The 15,978-nt window shown below is 40.4% G+C and carries 16 protein-coding genes; 12 read left to right on the forward strand and 4 right to left on the reverse strand.

What is annotated here, in order from left to right:
- Positions 1–33 precede the first annotated feature (33 nt).
- The 3 genes from PQ511_RS00065 to PQ511_RS00075 all read left to right on the forward strand — a co-directional run bounded on the left by PQ511_RS00065 (position 34) and on the right by PQ511_RS00075 (position 2,460).
- Positions 34–1,227, forward strand: a complete 1,194-nt coding sequence (locus tag PQ511_RS00065; RefSeq protein ID WP_273849889.1) for an alanyl-tRNA editing protein — start codon at positions 34–36, stop codon at positions 1,225–1,227.
- A 158-nt stretch (positions 1,228–1,385) separates the two neighbouring features.
- The gene (locus PQ511_RS00070) at positions 1,386–1,709 is read left to right on the forward strand and encodes a PadR family transcriptional regulator (protein ID WP_273849890.1); all 324 of its coding nucleotides are present in this window, start codon (positions 1,386–1,388) and stop codon (positions 1,707–1,709) included.
- Positions 1,710–1,713: 4 nt separating this feature from the next.
- Positions 1,714–2,460 (forward strand): DUF1129 family protein, encoded by a 747-nt coding sequence (locus PQ511_RS00075; protein ID WP_273849891.1) that lies wholly within the window; start codon positions 1,714–1,716, stop codon positions 2,458–2,460.
- A 17-nt stretch (positions 2,461–2,477) separates the two neighbouring features.
- Here PQ511_RS00075 and PQ511_RS00080 read toward each other — a convergent pair whose 3' ends face one another.
- Positions 2,478–3,449, reverse strand: coding sequence for a DMT family transporter (locus tag PQ511_RS00080; RefSeq protein ID WP_273849892.1), 972 nt, complete (start codon positions 3,447–3,449; stop codon positions 2,478–2,480).
- Positions 3,450–3,555: 106 nt separating this feature from the next.
- Here PQ511_RS00080 and PQ511_RS00085 point away from each other — a divergent pair, with 106 nt between their 5' ends.
- Positions 3,556–4,140 (forward strand): helix-turn-helix domain-containing protein, encoded by a 585-nt coding sequence (locus PQ511_RS00085; protein ID WP_273849893.1) that lies wholly within the window; start codon positions 3,556–3,558, stop codon positions 4,138–4,140.
- A 48-nt stretch (positions 4,141–4,188) separates the two neighbouring features.
- Here the strand turns inward: PQ511_RS00085 and PQ511_RS00090 are convergent, their stop codons facing one another.
- A complete protein-coding gene (locus PQ511_RS00090) occupies positions 4,189–5,640 on the reverse strand; it encodes a SulP family inorganic anion transporter (RefSeq protein ID WP_273849894.1) in 1,452 nt (483 codons plus the stop codon).
- 356 nt (positions 5,641–5,996) lie between these two features.
- On the opposite strand from PQ511_RS00090, the gene PQ511_RS00095 reads away from it, so the two are divergent.
- A complete protein-coding gene (locus tag PQ511_RS00095; RefSeq protein ID WP_098442909.1) occupies positions 5,997–6,194 on the forward strand; it encodes a helix-turn-helix domain-containing protein in 198 nt (65 codons plus the stop codon).
- 60 nt (positions 6,195–6,254) lie between these two features.
- Here the strand turns inward: PQ511_RS00095 and PQ511_RS00100 are convergent, their stop codons facing one another.
- Positions 6,255–7,595, reverse strand: a complete 1,341-nt coding sequence (locus PQ511_RS00100) for a sugar porter family MFS transporter (RefSeq protein ID WP_273849895.1) — start codon at positions 7,593–7,595, stop codon at positions 6,255–6,257.
- A gap of 182 nt (positions 7,596–7,777) precedes the next feature.
- Here PQ511_RS00100 and PQ511_RS00105 point away from each other — a divergent pair, with 182 nt between their 5' ends.
- The 3 genes from PQ511_RS00105 (at position 7,778) to PQ511_RS00115 (ending at position 10,189) form a co-directional block, all read left to right on the forward strand.
- The gene (locus tag PQ511_RS00105) at positions 7,778–8,398 is read left to right on the forward strand and encodes a TetR/AcrR family transcriptional regulator (protein WP_273849896.1); all 621 of its coding nucleotides are present in this window, start codon (positions 7,778–7,780) and stop codon (positions 8,396–8,398) included.
- A gap of 44 nt (positions 8,399–8,442) precedes the next feature.
- A complete protein-coding gene (locus PQ511_RS00110) occupies positions 8,443–9,879 on the forward strand; it encodes an MDR family MFS transporter (RefSeq protein WP_273849897.1) in 1,437 nt (478 codons plus the stop codon).
- 145 nt (positions 9,880–10,024) lie between these two features.
- The gene (locus PQ511_RS00115) at positions 10,025–10,189 is read left to right on the forward strand and encodes a glycine zipper domain-containing protein (protein ID WP_273849898.1); all 165 of its coding nucleotides are present in this window, start codon (positions 10,025–10,027) and stop codon (positions 10,187–10,189) included.
- A 29-nt stretch (positions 10,190–10,218) separates the two neighbouring features.
- Here the strand turns inward: PQ511_RS00115 and PQ511_RS00120 are convergent, their stop codons facing one another.
- A complete protein-coding gene (locus tag PQ511_RS00120; RefSeq protein ID WP_420541651.1) occupies positions 10,219–10,983 on the reverse strand; it encodes a MerR family transcriptional regulator in 765 nt (254 codons plus the stop codon).
- 175 nt (positions 10,984–11,158) lie between these two features.
- On the opposite strand from PQ511_RS00120, the gene PQ511_RS00125 reads away from it, so the two are divergent.
- From PQ511_RS00125 to PQ511_RS00140, 4 genes are all read left to right on the forward strand, one after another.
- Entirely contained in the window at positions 11,159–12,055 is an 897-nt protein-coding gene (locus PQ511_RS00125) for an alpha/beta fold hydrolase (protein ID WP_273849900.1), read from the forward strand.
- 13 nt (positions 12,056–12,068) lie between these two features.
- Entirely contained in the window at positions 12,069–12,629 is a 561-nt protein-coding gene (locus tag PQ511_RS00130; RefSeq protein WP_273849901.1) for a maltose acetyltransferase domain-containing protein, read from the forward strand.
- 115 nt (positions 12,630–12,744) lie between these two features.
- Positions 12,745–13,767 carry a LacI family DNA-binding transcriptional regulator gene (locus PQ511_RS00135; RefSeq protein ID WP_273849902.1) on the forward strand — a complete coding sequence of 341 codons (1,023 nt, stop codon included), beginning with the start codon at positions 12,745–12,747 and terminating at the stop codon, positions 13,765–13,767.
- 94 nt (positions 13,768–13,861) lie between these two features.
- Positions 13,862–15,970 carry an amylo-alpha-1,6-glucosidase gene (locus PQ511_RS00140; protein WP_273849903.1) on the forward strand — a complete coding sequence of 703 codons (2,109 nt, stop codon included), beginning with the start codon at positions 13,862–13,864 and terminating at the stop codon, positions 15,968–15,970.
- Positions 15,971–15,978 lie beyond the last annotated feature (8 nt).

Consider the following 15,978-nt stretch of genomic DNA (forward strand, 5'->3'; position numbering starts at 1 on the left):
ATGGCAAAATTTAGAGAGAAAGAAGTTTTTTTTATGACCATTAAATTATTCTATGAAGACTCCTACATAACGAACTTTACTGCTCATACTTGGGAACAGTTTACGGATGAAGCAAACCGTTCCTACATTGTTCTCGATCAAACAGCTTTTTATCCAACTGGTGGAGGGCAGCCATATGATACTGGGACACTTAATGGTGTTCAAGTACTTGAAGTAGAAGACGTAGATGGCCAAATTCGTCACTACGTTGATGAACCACTGCCTCAACAAGATGCTGTACAAGGTCAAATTAACTGGAAACGCCGTTTTGATCATATGCAGCAACATGCGGGGCAACATATTCTTTCGGCGGCTTTTGAAGACCAGCTTGGATACAGTACGGTCAGCTTTCATCTTGGACAAGACGTTTGCACAATTGATTTAGAGGTTGCTCAATTGAGCGAAAAAGATGTCGCAGTTGTAGAAGCGTTTGCGAATGACATCATACAACAAAACTTGCCGATTGAAACAAAATGGGTAACTGAAGAAGAACTGTCGCAGTATTCTCTTCGCAAGCAGCTTGCTGTGTCGGAAAATATTCGTCTAGTGATCATCCCAAATGTTGACTATAGCGGTTGTGGTGGGACCCACCCTTCTTCGACTGGCCAGGTTAGTGCCATTTCGGTTTTAAAAATTGAAAAGCAGAAAAACCAAACGCGCGTTTACTTTGTTTGTGGACACCGTGTGACCAATGAATTGCGAACAAAACAAGCTGTTGTGCAAGGCCTAACGAACCTATTGAACGTTCCAGAATCTAAGCTTGTTTCGGCAGCTGAGCGCGTTCTGCTTCAATCAAAAGAATATGAAAAAACAATTGATGAGTTAAATGAAAAGCTCCTTGCAATTGAGGCGAAAGATTTACTACACGAGGCAAGTTCAATCCACGATCTAAAGATCGTTCAAATGATATCATACGAATATAGGATGAAAGATCTTCAAAAGCTTGCGAAAATGGTTCTAAAGGAAGATCCTGCGGTTGTTGTCTTTTTTGTTAGTGAACGTGATAATAAGATGCAAATCGTTTGCGGTAGAGGAGAGACCGATCTTGATATGAATCTCGCCTTAAAAGGTGTACTTCCACTAATTAACGGAAAAGGTGGAGGGAAAAAAGACTTTGCACAGGGTGGGGGAGAACCTATACGTTCTGCAGAGGAAGTAATGATGGAACTTGTGAAAACAGTACGATAAAGGGCGCTGAGAAATCAGCGTTTTTTTATAGGAATAACTCTTGTCATACAAGGTAGTGGTGTGTATACTGTGAGTATACCTTGTTTTACAAGATAGCTAACCAACCCTATAACTCTTGCATAACAAGTGTTATAGGGTTAAAGGAAAAGGTGAAGCATATGCAAACAACGCAAATGTTAAAAGGAATCATCGATGGATGTATTTTATCCATTATTCAGGAGGGGGAGGTTTATGGATATGAGCTTGCTTCAAAACTAGATGATTACGGTTTTGAGTCGTTTAGTGAAGGGACGATTTATCCCATTCTCATTCGTCTCCAAAAGGATAAGCTCATTCAGTCCACTTTAAAGAAATCAACCGCAGGGCCAAAACGCAAGTATTATTCTTTAACGGAAAAAGGCGAGGGTGAATTAGCAAGTTTTCACATGCGGTGGAATCAATTAAGTAACACTGTGAATCAAATCTTGCATAAGGGGGAGTAAGAAGATGATGAAAGAAAATGAGAAATTTATTCAAGAGATGCGCGTCTATCTTATCGCTAAAGGTGTGGATGAAGGAGATATGAATAGCTTTCTTATGGAAGCGGAAGATCATTTAATGGAAGGGGAAAAAGAAGGGAAAACGGCAGCTGATATTTTTGGTCGATCACCAAAAGCATATGCAAAAGAGCTTATCGCTTCGATGGATCAGTCTCCACGAGAGAATCGAAATTTGATTGCACGCATCATCGCTGGTGTGTTTGGGATCTTTTTAGTTTCTCAGTTCATTGAAGGGAATACCGCTTTTTCACTAATCGAAATTATTGGTTATCCTGTTTCATCCATTATTTGGTTGATAGCATTAGTTGGTGCGATGCGTCTCAGTTCATTTCACAATGGTGTCAAAAGCTTTCTTATCGTTTATGCGCTCACGATGATTCCCATGCTGTTTACAGTAGGTGTAACGCTTCTTCATATGAGGTATGGAACTGACGTTTTATTTCTAAGTCAACCAGTTGTTTTCATTGTCGGTGGTGTTATCATACTAGGCTTGATTGCTAACTTTACTTCTTTAATTGGCATTTTAACAAGCCTAGTATTGATGGTGATTCTTTTTGGTGGTCAGCTGCTCATTCGTTTCCTTCAATTGGAAGGTTTTGGTTGGGAGTTAGGTGCTTATGCGGTGAGTGTTATTGGACTTCTTGTAATGATAAGCTTTCATAAGGAAGGACCACGAACATTTGTTAAAGATTAGATGAAATGCCTTCTTTGTTATAACGGCTTTGTTATTTCACTTGGTAATCGATTCATCATCTTTACTCGAAAGCTATGCAAAATAATGCCTAGAATAATGAGGATAATTCCAATCCACGCGATTGAGTTCGGAAGCGGACTGGAAAGAAGCAACCCTTCCCCAGCGATCACGAACAACACTTGTGTGGACTGAGTAGCTTCAACGGAAGCAAGTTTTGCCTGGTTTAATCTTACCCGATCGGTGGCGATGAAAAATAACGTTGTCGCGATAACTCCAGAACTAATCGCGACGATAAAGGTTTGAAGCAGTTGACCTGATGAAGGAAAGCCAACAGTGGGAATCGCGAAAAAACTTAAGATGATCCAAAACGGTAGGCTTGAAAGCGTCATACCAAACACACGTTGAAACGTATCAAGGTTATCCCCGCAAAGCTCCATCATCTTACGATTACCGAGAGGATAGGCAAATGAGGCAATAATGACTGGAAGTATCCCTACAAAAATTTCATGAAGTGAAAGGTCGTTAGCTTTTTGCAACTGAATAAGCGCGACACCAGCTAGAATAATGGTAGATATAAGAAGCGCTCTCGTTTGAATACGATGGCGTTTTCTTATTTTCCCTTCCTTAGTATGTATTGTTGTGAAAAAGAGTGGGGTAACTAGAATGCCACCGACGATTGTCATTTGCCATGTACCAGCCACTAGCCAGCCTGCACCATATGAGGCCGCATAGGTTAAAGGGGCATAAAACAAAACGAAACCAACAAAACTCCAGATGAACCATTGGAGAGGTCTCTTCCTGATTTCTCGAATAACTTGTTTTAAATTACGTCTAATGAGTACAATGATAAGAAGAAAAGGAATCATAAATAGAAAGCGAAGGGAAGCACTCCACATCCAGCTCCCGCCTGCTAATTCCATTGATCGATTTAGTATAAATGTAATGGCAAAAAACACTGAGGCGAGAATACCGAGACCAATTTCCTTCATTCCTACCACTTCCTTTTAGTATATTATCATTTACTGTTTATATATTATAATATACTAAATGAGGTAATGAAAAAATACAAGAAAAATCAGTAGAGAGGATTATTTCGTGAGTAATCAAAAAAGCATCGAGGCAGAAAAACTTGCTCAGCAAGTTGGCGCAACGTTAAGGTTTATTCGTAAAGAGCGAGAGATGAGTTTACAGGATCTTGCTGAGAAAACAGACGTTAGTAAACTGACATTAGGTAAAATAGAAAGGGGAGAAGCAAACCCTTCTTTAACGGTAATATGGAAAATTGCAAATGGACTTTCCATTCCAATCTCAAGTTTACTAGCTGAGAAAGAAGAAGTAGTCATTTCGAGAAAAAATGAAGGAAATAAAGTGTTGAGCTCTAATGAGGATTTGACCCTTGAGCCGATGTTTACTAACAGTGGCTACGGTTCTCTTGAAACACATCGGGCTTTTCTTAAACCAGGTGGCACCTATTATACGGAGGCACATCAGGATGATGTAATTGAATATGTCACCGTAATGGAAGGGAAGGCGACCGTTCAAGTTCAGGAGCAAAGGTACGAATTAAACACGTATGATTCCATTAAGTTTAAAGCAGATCAGCGACATGGTTATTTGAATCCCAATCAGGAACCTGCCGTGCTTCATTTCGTTATGATTTACCCAAATGCTAAGCTATGACAATAAAAAAAAGCCACAGCGGTGGCTTTTTTCTATTTGCTTCTTTAATTATTTATTATAGACGGCTAAACGATCAATGAGCTGTGAACTTTCCTGGTTAACACCAGTTACTTTCACGTCGATATCGTTTTGCCTGAATTTCATAATCACTTTATCAACGGCACCAACACCTGAGTCATCCCAGACGTGAGCATCTGATAAGTCAATTTCAACTGTTTTAATGCCTTCTTCTTTGTAATCGAAGCTATTTACAAAGTCAGTAACTGATGCAAAGAAAAGTTGACCGTGAATGTGATAGATTTTTTTCTCAGTCATTTCGTCGATTTTTTCTTCCACACGTACTTTAGAGATCTTAGCAGCGAAGAAGAGCGCGCTTAGTATAACACCAGCAAGAACACCTTTTGATAAATCATGGGTAGTGACAACGGTAATAACCGTTACAATCATGACCGCTGCGTCAGACCGCGGCATTTTATGAAGGTTTTTAATCGATGCCCAATCAAATGTGCCGATCGATACCATAATCATAACGCCGACAAGGGCTGCCATTGGTATTTTGGCTAGCAAGTCATTTAACAAAAGAATAAGAATCATTAAGAAAACACCAGCGACAAATGTGGATAGTCGTCCGCGTCCGCCTGACTTTACGTTAATAACCGATTGTCCAATCATCGCACAACCAGCCATTCCTCCGAAAAATCCAGCGACAACGTTTGCCATACCCTGACCTTTTGCTTCTTTGTTTTTATTGCTGTCTGTGTCTGTTAAATCATCCACGATTTGAGCGGTTAAGAACGTTTCAAGTAAACCAACAATAGCTAGAGCCATTGAATAAGGAAAGACGATCGCAAGCGTTTCAAAGTTCAATGGAATGCTTGGTAGTAAAAACATTGGTAGTGCCTGAGTTAATTCTCCCATATCCCCTACGGTTCGGACGCCGCTTCCTGTCGTGATTGCAATAATGGTAATGACGACGATTGCGATAAGCGGTGACGGAATCGCTTTGGTAAAGCGAGGGACAATATAAATAATCGCGAGTGCGCCTGCTACCATGGCATACATTGGCCATGACTCACCAGAAAAGTGTGGCAGTTGCGCAGTGAAAATAAGAATAGCTAGTGAATTTACAAAACCAATCATTACAGACCGTGGCACAAATTTCATAAAGCGAGCTAACTTAAATACACCTAAGAAAAATTGAATGACACCGGTAAGGATTGTAGCAGCTAGTAGGTATTGTAATCCGTGCTCTGCGACAAGCGTCACCATAAGTAACGCCATCGCTCCTGTTGCAGCAGAAATCATACCTGGTCTACCACCAACAAAAGAAATCACTACGGCAATACAAAAGCTTGCATAGAGTCCAACCATCGGATCGACGCCCGCGATAATGGAAAATGCAATCGCTTCTGGAATTAAGGCAAGTCCAACTACGATGCCGGCTAGGGTATCGTTTTTCACATTGCCAAACCAATCTTGTTTAATAGAAGATAAATTCAATGTTGCACCTCTTTCTAAGTCTAGTATTTTGATGACTCCTAACTCTCATAGAAGTCGGGTCCGTTTACAACAAGATGAAGTTTAGCACAGAAACTATGAAAATGGAAATAGGTATGTAAGCGAAAGTCATCGGTATTTTACTTGGAAATTCTCTTGTATACGTTGATATACGACCGTATTTGTTTTTGATAATTTACTAGTAGCTTTATGAAAACAAGTGATTGTATCTATTTTTAATCTAATTGAACCTAATTTGATATAACCTGTTATAATGAGTTATCGTATTACTAGAGTTTTGATCCATTGTCGAAAGAACTTTGTTAGAATAGGGTGATAGATTGATAAGGAGCGATAACATGAGTCAGGATAATGAGCACCATGATATTATGACGATCTCTCAAGTGGCGAAGTATTTTCAAATAAGTGAGATGACCACATATAAATTGGTTCAGGATGGCAAAATCCCAGCTTTTAAAATTGGCAGTCATTGGCGTATCCAAAAGTCGGATCTAACTGAATTAATTAAGAAACTTAAAAATGGCGAGCGAATTTAATGGAGGCGGCAAACAGAAAGACAGCCCGATGATTTGAAATCATCGGGCTGTCTTTTTTGATTAAGCAGAGGCTTCTCCTCTCAGTTTATTCTCAATGTCTTCTAGACTTTTTCCTTTCGTTTCAGGAACAAATTTTAAGACAAAGAAGAAGGCAAATACTCCAATGATGGCAAAGATGACAAACACCCAAGCCGTGCCTAGTGCGCCAAGTAAAACAGGGAAGAATAGGGAAACAACCAGGTTTGAGGCGGAGAGTAGGAGCGTTGTAAATCCTGTCGCAGCCCCGCGTGCCTTATTAGGGAATAATTCGGGCAGCATGACCCAAACAACCGGCCCCCATGTAGCTGAGAAAAAGACGATAAAGAGACCGAGAAAGACAACCGTTAGCCAGGCAATTGTCGTAGTAAGTTCTGCTGTAAAAAGAATGGTTGCAAGAACGGCTAAGCTTAATGACATCCCTACATTCCCAAGTAGAAGTAACTTCTTCCGTCCAAGCTTATCAATCGTCGCGATGGCAACTAACGTCATTAATACGTTGACGATTCCAATTCCAAGAGTTCCAAGAATAGAAGCTGAATCGCCAAGACCAGCTTTGGTGAAAATCGTTGGCGCATAATAGATGACCGCATTAATGCCGATGAGCTGTTGAAAAATCGCGATACCACTCCCAACGAGAAGCATGGGACGAATCCATTTTGATTTCAACACATCCCAAGTGCTTTCTTCCACTTCTTCGATCTTTTTCATTTGTTTCATTTCTTCATCAATTTCACTTTCTTTACGTGTTAACGACATGACCTTGCGTGCTTCCTCTTCACGATTTCGTTTAATGAGCCAACGAGGACTTTCTGGCATAAAGAGAACACCGATCATGAGGACAATTGCCGGGACGGATGCGAGACCAAGCATCCAGCGCCAACCTTCAATAGGTGCAAAAGCATAATTGATAAGATAAGCAAGCACAATTCCAATAGTAATCATTAATTGGTTAAGCGAAGCAAGCGCACCTCTTGACCTGGTTGGTGCCATTTCCGATAAGTACACAGGTACAATCGCTGTTGAACCACCAACCGCTAGTCCGAGAATAATACGGCCGATAATTAAGATCACCGCGTTAGGTGAAAAAGCTAATACGAGCGATCCAATCATGTAAATGAGGGCGATCGCAAACACTACTCGTCTTCGCCCAAACCGATCAGAGACATATCCACTCATTCCAGCACCTACAATGGCGCCGCCTAACAATGAACTAACTACGACCCCTTGTAGGAAATCCGATAACGGGATGTCCTGTTCAATAAATAATAATGCGCCGGAAATGACACCGGTATCATATCCGTACAATAGTCCTCCGAGTGCCCCAAAGAAAAAAATCCAACCTTTGCTTATGTTTTTTTTCATGAAAGAACCCACCTTTTGATAACTTCATTCTTTCGAATATTTTCCACTCTTTTGTAAAACGCAAACCTGAGATAAAGAAAACAGTGTGCTGAAGCTCAATTCTTGACTTGTGACACAGTGTCACATATAGTAGGTATGGTGATGTGACACCGTGTCATAATTTTTGTGGTAGGTGAGTGATTGTGCCAAAGGCAACATTTTTTAATTTAAAAGAAGAAAAGAAGCAAATATTAATTGATGCAGCGAAGCAGGAGTTCTCTAGGAATTCTCTCTATGATGCATCCATTTCAAATATCCTGAAAACAGCTGGCATTCCACGCGGCAGTTTTTATCAATACTTTGAAGATAAAGAGGATGCGTTCTTTTACTTACTAAATGAACATGCAAAAGAGCGTCACGAGAATTTAATTTCAAACTTAAAGAAGTTTGAAGGAGATTTGTTTAAAGCGATTAGTGAGATTTTTAGATCAACGCTCGAGCATTCGGAGGATACAGGCCAAAGAGATTTCATTCGAAATGTCTTGCTTAACATGAACTATAAAATTGAAAACACCTTTTCGCAGTATTTATCAGATGATGTTGCGAATGAGCGATACGATGACATATATGATCTTGTTAACGTTGAACAGTTAAATGTGTCAAACAGAAAAGAAATGTTTCATGTCGTGCAAATCATCTCAGCAGTAACCTTTCATAATTTGATTCACAGCGTGTCAAACAACTTATCCATCTCAGATGCCATGAGGAAATATGAGACCGAACTCGGGCTGCTTAAATCCGGGCTATTGCGATCGTCTTCTTAATGAACATCGGTAGAACAAACAAACAGGAAGAAAGAAGGGAGAACATGAACGACAAACAATCAGCACAAGAAACTGAGTCTTTTAACAAAGTGCCGCTATTAATCGTATTGTTATCAGGAGCTTTTGCAGCGATACTAAATCAGACGTTATTAGCAACCGCTTTGCCACATATCATGGTGGATCTGGACTTGGAGGCGAGTACGGCTCAATGGTTAACATCGATCTTCATGCTAGTAAATGGAGTGATGATCCCGATTACCGCATTTCTAATTGGGAAATTTACAACGAGGACCCTCTTTTTGACAGCCATCGGGTTATTTGCGGTTGGTACGGCTATTTGTGCGGTAGCACCGAACTTTGCGCTGCTTATGGTAGGGCGGATTATTCAAGCGTCAGGGGCAGGGATCATTATTCCACTCATGCAAACGATCCTCTTTTTAATTTTCCCAGTTGAAAAGCGAGGAGCGGCAATGGGGATGTTCGGTCTCGTCATTTCCTTTGCCCCTGCTATTGGTCCAACGTTATCAGGTTGGCTTGTTGAACAATACCCTTGGAGAAGTTTATTCTATGTCATTCTTCCGATTGTCATCATTGATTTCATCATTGCTTACTTCATTCTTAAAAATGTAACAGAGCAGACGAATCCGAAGCTTGATCTTTTATCCATACTGCTTTCCTCATTAGGATTTGGTGGTTTATTGTATGGCTTTAGTAGTGCAGGTACTAATGGATGGGCAAGCGAACAAGTCCTGATTTCTATGGGTATTGGGACAGTGACGCTCTGTTGGTTCATCTTACGACAGTTAAAATTGAAACAGCCTGTCCTTCAATTTAGAGTATTTCAATACAAACTATTCACCTTAACCACGGTATTAGGGATGGTCGTGTTTATTGCGATGATCGGGGCTGCAACAGTTCTGCCTCTTCTTATGCAAAATATGCTTGGGTTCACTGCGTTTGAATCAGGCTTAATGCTTCTACCAGGGGCACTCATTATGGGCTTTATGAACCCAATTACCGGGCGCATTTTCGATAAGTTCGGTGCAAAATGGCTTGCCATTATCGGGCTAATTATCGTGACCGTCACAACCTTTATGTTTACGAACTTAACCCCTCAAACGACATTCACCTATCTTGCCATTGTGAATGCGGTAAGAATGTTTGGGGTAGCTATGGTGATGATGCCGGTGACAACTGCTGGTCTTAATCAGCTTCCAGCTCATCTTATTCCGCATGGTACAGCGATGAACAACACGATGCGTCAGGTTTCTGGTGCAGTAGGTACGGCGCTTCTTGTAACCGTGATGTCACAGGCAGCCCAGCCATCTCGTGGTGTGGAAGGTCTTGTTCACGGTGTGAATGTCTCCTTTATTGTGGCAGGCATATCTGCGATCGTGGGGCTAGTAATGGCTTTCTTTATCAGACAACCAAAAGCAGAACAAGAATCGGCTAAGCAGACGAAAGTAGCGACTGACAATTAATGCGGTTACTTCTAAACTAACTTGAGATTGAATCATATGGCTAAAACTCTTCCTATAAACAGTAGGAAGAGTTTTTTTGTAATAGATGAAACGATTATCCAACTCAATCGTATAGATAAGATCATCATTAAAAAGGAGCAGTTTTATGAAAAAGTCTACGAATGAAAGTAAGATGGGCGTAGGGATCGGACTTGGAGTTGCAATAGGAGCAGGGATAGGTGTTGCGCTCGGTAATATGGCCGTTGGAATTGGTGTTGGCATTGCGCTAGGAGTGGCTTATGGTTCTAGTAAAGATCGAAAGAAGAAATAGCTCAACCTCGAATAGGTTGAGCTGCCTTATTAGTTGTTTCGGTTTGCATACACGTTCATGGCATCTCGCATAAAGAGAGCAAGACCTTCACCATATTGGTCAATATTTTTCGTGAATCGTGGATCATCGACATACATTTGACCAAGGCCACGAAATGCTTCAAGTGTATAATGATAGCCAAAATTATTGTTTAAGAACTCGTACCATTCATGGATCGCTTTCTGTGCTTCCTCTGAAGCAGGAGAACCATGTCTTATCGTAGCGAGCTTTTGATAAATTCGACGAAATGACTGATTCAGCGCCTCCTTTTCTTTATGACTTAAGCTGTTTACCTTTTGGCTCGAACGATTGACGGCTTCTTCTCCGTACTTTTCGCGGGCTTCTTGTTCATAGTGGTTGTTTGAAAAATCTAATCCGTTGAATTTTTCTTTATCTGTCATGGGTTGTTCTCCTTTCGTATGTTGAATGGTGTGCTCAATCGTATGAATAATGGTTTCTAAACGATCTTTCTTTTGCTGCAAACATTCTTTCTGATAGTACAGAGCTTCAAGGTGATTAAAGTCAGGACGATCCATGATGTTTTTTATTTTTTTTAATGGAAAATCTAGGGCTCTATAAAACAAAATTTGCTGGAGCTTTTCTAGATCTTCTTCTGTATAAACACGATAGCCGTTATCTGTCGTTTCTGGAGACAAAAGACCAATCTGATCGTAGTAATGAAGTGTTCGAACACTAATGCCCGTTAGTGTAGCTACTTCTTTTACGTGCTTCATGAACAATTTCCTCCTTTCCATTTTTACTTTAGACGGTAACGTAACGTAAGAGTCAATAGCCATTCTTTCATTTCTTTATAAGTTTACTTTTGTAATCCCTTCACCTTAAAAAATGTTATTATTTAGAAAACTGTTGGTGTGTCCTATTGAGATATCTCATTTCCTTTTGCGATATGACATTCATAAGGAGGAGCAGATGCAGGAAAAAGCAATGGTATTAAGTGATGGGAGAAAACTTGGTTATTGGGAGTATGGCGATCAGACAGGGATTCCGATTATGCTATTTCATGGAACACCTGGGTCACGCATTTGGTTTTTAGAAGATGATGAACTTGCCAGAGCAAAAGGTGTGCACTTAATTTCAACGGATCGACCTGGATACGGCCTTTCGACCTTTCAAAAAAACAGGACGATTCTTGACTGGGCTGTAGACGTTGAGGAACTCGCAACCCACCTTAATTTTACACGTTTTTCTGTACTTGGCGTCTCTGGAGGAGGACCATTCGCAGCTGCGTGTGCTTTCGCAATTCCTGAGCGTGTTATTCGGACAGCGCTTGTTTCGACGGCTACACCTTTTTATAATGGAAAGGCGCCAAAAGAGATGGGGAAGGAAAATCGTGTTGCGTTCTTTCTAACAAAGTATTTTCCATGGGTGATGAAGAGAGCGAACTTAGCTCAAAAGAAAATGTTAGAGAGAGAACCTGAGAAATACATGGATTCCATGCGATCATCAAATCACCGCCATCTCTCTGAATGGGATCGTGAGTTGTTAAAAACGGAAGCCCTCATTGAGATAAGTTATTATCATGCGAAAGAAGCCTATCGTCAAGGAGTAGAGGGAGTATTATATGAAACGCAGCTCTTAGCGAAGGATTGGGGATTTGAGCTAAATGAAATTCGGAACCCACTTAAAATTTGGCATGGTGAAAAAGACACGTTGTCACCAGTAAATGAAGTCCAGAAATTGGCTAACCATTTAGTGGAAAGTGAAGTGACGGTTGTGTCGCAAGGCGGTCACTTTTTAACCGAAAAAGAAGATCTTTGGGAGGATATGTTACACTATCTTTCTGTAAAACAGGAAGTGTTTATGTAAAGGAGACTAGAAGATGAAAACAGAACGAGAAAAAATGATTAACGGGGAGCTTTACCGTCCCGATGACCGGGAACTAGTAAAGGATCGCCTTCATGCGCGTCAAATCACGAGGCTATATAATCAAACAATGGAGACAGATCTGGAAGAAAGAACAAGACTGTTAAAAAAATTCTTTGGTTCAACAAAAGAGAACGTATACATAGAACCTACATTGAAATGTGACTATGGTTATAACATTCACGTAGGTGAGAATTTTTTCGCGAATTTTGACTGTGTGTTTCTCGATATTTGTGAGATTCGGTTTGGAGACAACTGTATGTTAGCCCCGGGTGTTCATATATACGCTGCTACACATCCATTAAATCCAACCGAACGCAATTCAGGTCAAGAATATGGGAAACCTGTTTTCATTGGAGATAATGTATGGATTGGTGGAGGAGCCATTATTAATCCAGGTGTGACAATTGGAAACAATGCTGTGATTGCTTCAGGAGCGGTTGTTGTGAAAGACGTCCCTGAAAATGTAGTCGTTGGCGGGAATCCTGCTAAGGTCATTAAGGCTATTGAAAAATAAATTATTAGAAAATTCTCGTAAAACTATTGAAAACCCTTTAAAAGTAGGTTATAGTTTTGGATATCAAAGTTACCAAAACGTTTCGGTAAAATGTTGAAGATTGTGAGAGAAGCTAATGGCGACGATTAAAGATATTGCAAAAGCAGCAGGTGTGTCCGTCACAACTGTCTCAAGAGCTTTAAATGGGTATTCAGATGTGAGTGAGCGGACAAGAAAAAAAATTAAGCAGATTGCTGATGATCTTTCCTACAGCCCTAACGCGTTAGCAAGAAGCCTTGTGATGAACAAAACGAAGACAATTGGTTTGCTTGTATCGGGGATCTCAAGAGAAGGTGCGAAGGATAACATTGTTTTCGAAGTGTTAACTGGCGTAAATGAGTATTGTGGTCAAGTTGAATATGATATTGTTCTATTCAATACATCAAGTAGTCAGCAAAAAAAGAAAACCTATACCCAGCTTTGTCGGGAGCGACGGGTTGATGGAGTTGTCATTCAAGGAATTAAAAACGATGATCCTTATTTAATTGAAGTAATTGAAAGTGATATTCCATGTGTGCTTGTCGATATTCCCATTCAAGGTGACACTGTTGGCTATGTTGCAACAGATAATGTAGCAGGGGCTAAAGAGGCCGTTCAACATCTTGTTGATCTTGGGCATAAACAAATCGGCATGATTAATGGTCATGATCGCGCTTTTGTTAGTCAAGAACGCATTCAGGGTTATATAGAAGGTTTAGAAAGAAATCACCTTATCTATAATAAGAGTCTTGTTTATAATGGCGGCTTTTCTGAAAAACAAGCAGAAGCAGCAGCAGTTTCATTACTAGAAAATTATCCTGATACAACCGCTATTTTTTGTGCCAGTGATTTGATGGCATTTGGTGTTATGAGGGGAGCGAAACGACTAGGGAAAGAAGTACCTAAAGATTTATCAATTGTTGGATACGATAATATCAATCTCTCTAGTTATGTGACGCCTTCTTTGACGACAATTTCTCAAGATATGTATCAAATCGGTTACTCTGCAGCGAGTTTATTGATTGAATTATTGGAAGGCGGAGACCCGAAAAGAAGCAAAATTGTTTCTCATGAGCTCGTTATAAGAGAATCAACAGGGGAGCGTAACCAGCCATTTTAAAAACCTGAGTGATCAGGTTTCTTTTTGGAAGAAAATCCGAAACGTTTAGGAATTTCTTTACCCCCTTTCCAAAACGTTTAAGTAGGAGGATAAGATGGAGTACAGAGTAATAAAAGAGAATGACTTATTTCTATTAACTGATGAAAAAGGTAATATTCCAAACGATCACCCTTATGGTCCAGGTCTTTATAAAAAAGACACAAGATTTCTGAGTGAATTTGAGATTAAGATCAATGGTGAAGAACTAATCTTACTTTCTTCAGAAGGAGACAAAAGCTATGAAAATGAAATGATACTAACTAATCCACATATGGAGGAAAATGGACAACTCATTTTATGGAGGGAGTCTATTGAACTGAAACGTAAGCGCTTTATTTATGATGGTGTTTTATATGAACAAGTCGTAGTGAAAAACTATTATCCAAAACCTTTAACATTCCGGATAAGCTTAAATATTGATGTTGATTTTGCGGATATGTTTTTGGTGAGAGGATTTCAAAGCGGGGAAGTAGGGACGTTAGCAGGAGTGGAGCTGGGAAAACGTTCTATGACCTATAACTATAGAGGCGCTGACAGTGTTGTTCGCTCGTCGGTTGTAAGCTGGGATCATGAAGCGGTAGAAGTTAAGGATGGCTATGTTGAGTTTGAATGCCATCTTCTTCACGGTGATGAGCAGAAAATAACGTTCAAAGTTAATCCTGTCATCGATGGAGTAAGTGGCAAAGAGTATGCTGCTGATGTGGCATACACGAAACTTGTTACTTCCTATCACTCTTGGAACGACAAAACGACGAAAGTCCAGACAGACTATCTTCCTTTACAGCGGATGGTTGAGCGAGGTGTTAGTGATTTAAGGGTGCTATTAACTGATGTTGGCTATGGACCGTTTCCTGTAGCTGGGTTACCTTGGTTTGGTGTACCGTTTGGCAGGGATAGTCTGATTGCTGCCCTGCAAATGCTCTCATTCAATCCAGACGTAGCGAAAGGCACCCTTAGAACATTGGCGCATTATCAGGGGATAAACAATGATCCGTGGAGAGATGAACAACCCGGAAAAATCATGCACGAAATTCGTTACGGAGAATTAGCCAATACCAATCAAATCCCATTTACACCTTACTATGGATCTGTCGATTCGACCCCTTTGTTTCTTGTGTTGCTTGTGGAATATGCGAAGTGGACAAATGACCTTACGCTTGTGAGAGAACTTATACCAAATATTCTTGCGGCGCTAAATTGGATTGATCAATATGGCGATCTAGACGGAGATGGACTTGTGGAATATCATCAGGAATCAAGTAAGGGAATTGCGAATCAAGGATGGAAAGATTCAGGTGATTCCATCGTTCATCGAAATGGAGATTACGCAAAAACCCCGATTGCTTTAGTAGAAGTGCAGGGATATGTCTATCAAGCAAAAATAGGGTTAGCGGATTTGTTTGAAGCCTTGAATGATCATCAAATGGCAGAGGAATTAAGGAAGCAAGCTGAAATTCTTAAGGTGACATTTCATAATGCATTTTGGATGGAAGAACACGGTTTTTATGCGATTGCACTTGATAAAGATAAAAACCAGGTTGGCACGTTAACATCAAACCCTGGCCACTTGCTTTATTCAGGCATTTTGGATGAGGAAAGAATCAAGTCTGTCTCAAGCATGCTAATATCAGAAAAAATGTTCTCGGGGTATGGCATCCGGACAATGGGTGAGGGAGAAGCAGCCTACAATCCCATGAGTTATCACGATGGAAGTGTATGGCCTCATGACAACAGTATGATCTTGCTTGGAATGGGGAAAAACGATCGAGCCAAGGAAGCTGCCCTTATAATGGACGGTCTTATCGAGGCATCCAGACATTTTGAATATGATCGTCTTGCTGAATTGTTTTGTGGCTATTCCCATCGTGTACGCAAGCTGATTAAATATCCGGTGGCATGTTCACCACAAGCATGGGCAGCAGGGACACCACTAACCTTTATTCAAACTTTACTCGGCTGTTTTCCAAATAATTTGAAGGATGAAATCACGTTAAATCCTATTCTGCTTGATGGTATGAATGAACTACATGTTGAACAACTTCGGATTGGCAAGGGCATTCTTTCGATATCGCTGTATCGAATGACGAATGGAATGACCGAACTAAAGGTTCATGAAAATACAACTGGTTTAAGAATTGCTGTTGCAGAAACTTCCCTGAGCTAGTTATTCAA

Origin of the sequence: Guptibacillus spartinae, from assembly GCF_028610625.1 — a bacterium.
In the GTDB taxonomy this organism is placed as follows: Bacteria; Bacillota; Bacilli; order Bacillales; family Guptibacillaceae; genus Guptibacillus; species Guptibacillus spartinae.

What these genes read in the sequence shown, in the direction of transcription:
- PQ511_RS00065 (WP_273849889.1), top strand. Translation starts at nt 34, where the DNA reads ATGACCATTAAATTATTCTATGAAGACTCCTACATAACGAACTTTACT.
- PQ511_RS00070 (WP_273849890.1), top strand. Translation starts at nt 1,386, where the DNA reads ATGCAAACAACGCAAATGTTAAAAGGAATCATCGATGGATGTATTTTA.
- PQ511_RS00075 (WP_273849891.1), top strand. Translation starts at nt 1,714, where the DNA reads ATGATGAAAGAAAATGAGAAATTTATTCAAGAGATGCGCGTCTATCTT.
- PQ511_RS00080 (WP_273849892.1), bottom strand. Translation starts at nt 3,449, where the DNA reads ATGAAGGAAATTGGTCTCGGTATTCTCGCCTCAGTGTTTTTTGCCATT.
- PQ511_RS00095 (WP_098442909.1), top strand. Translation starts at nt 5,997, where the DNA reads ATGAGTCAGGATAATGAGCACCATGATATTATGACGATCTCTCAAGTG.
- PQ511_RS00100 (WP_273849895.1), bottom strand. Translation starts at nt 7,595, where the DNA reads ATGAAAAAAAACATAAGCAAAGGTTGGATTTTTTTCTTTGGGGCACTC.
- PQ511_RS00110 (WP_273849897.1), top strand. Translation starts at nt 8,443, where the DNA reads ATGAACGACAAACAATCAGCACAAGAAACTGAGTCTTTTAACAAAGTG.
- PQ511_RS00115 (WP_273849898.1), top strand. Translation starts at nt 10,025, where the DNA reads ATGAAAAAGTCTACGAATGAAAGTAAGATGGGCGTAGGGATCGGACTT.
- PQ511_RS00120 (WP_420541651.1), bottom strand. Translation starts at nt 10,983, where the DNA reads ATGGAAAGGAGGAAATTGTTCATGAAGCACGTAAAAGAAGTAGCTACA.
- PQ511_RS00125 (WP_273849900.1), top strand. Translation starts at nt 11,159, where the DNA reads ATGCAGGAAAAAGCAATGGTATTAAGTGATGGGAGAAAACTTGGTTAT.
- PQ511_RS00130 (WP_273849901.1), top strand. Translation starts at nt 12,069, where the DNA reads ATGAAAACAGAACGAGAAAAAATGATTAACGGGGAGCTTTACCGTCCC.
- PQ511_RS00135 (WP_273849902.1), top strand. Translation starts at nt 12,745, where the DNA reads ATGGCGACGATTAAAGATATTGCAAAAGCAGCAGGTGTGTCCGTCACA.
- PQ511_RS00140 (WP_273849903.1), top strand. Translation starts at nt 13,862, where the DNA reads ATGGAGTACAGAGTAATAAAAGAGAATGACTTATTTCTATTAACTGAT.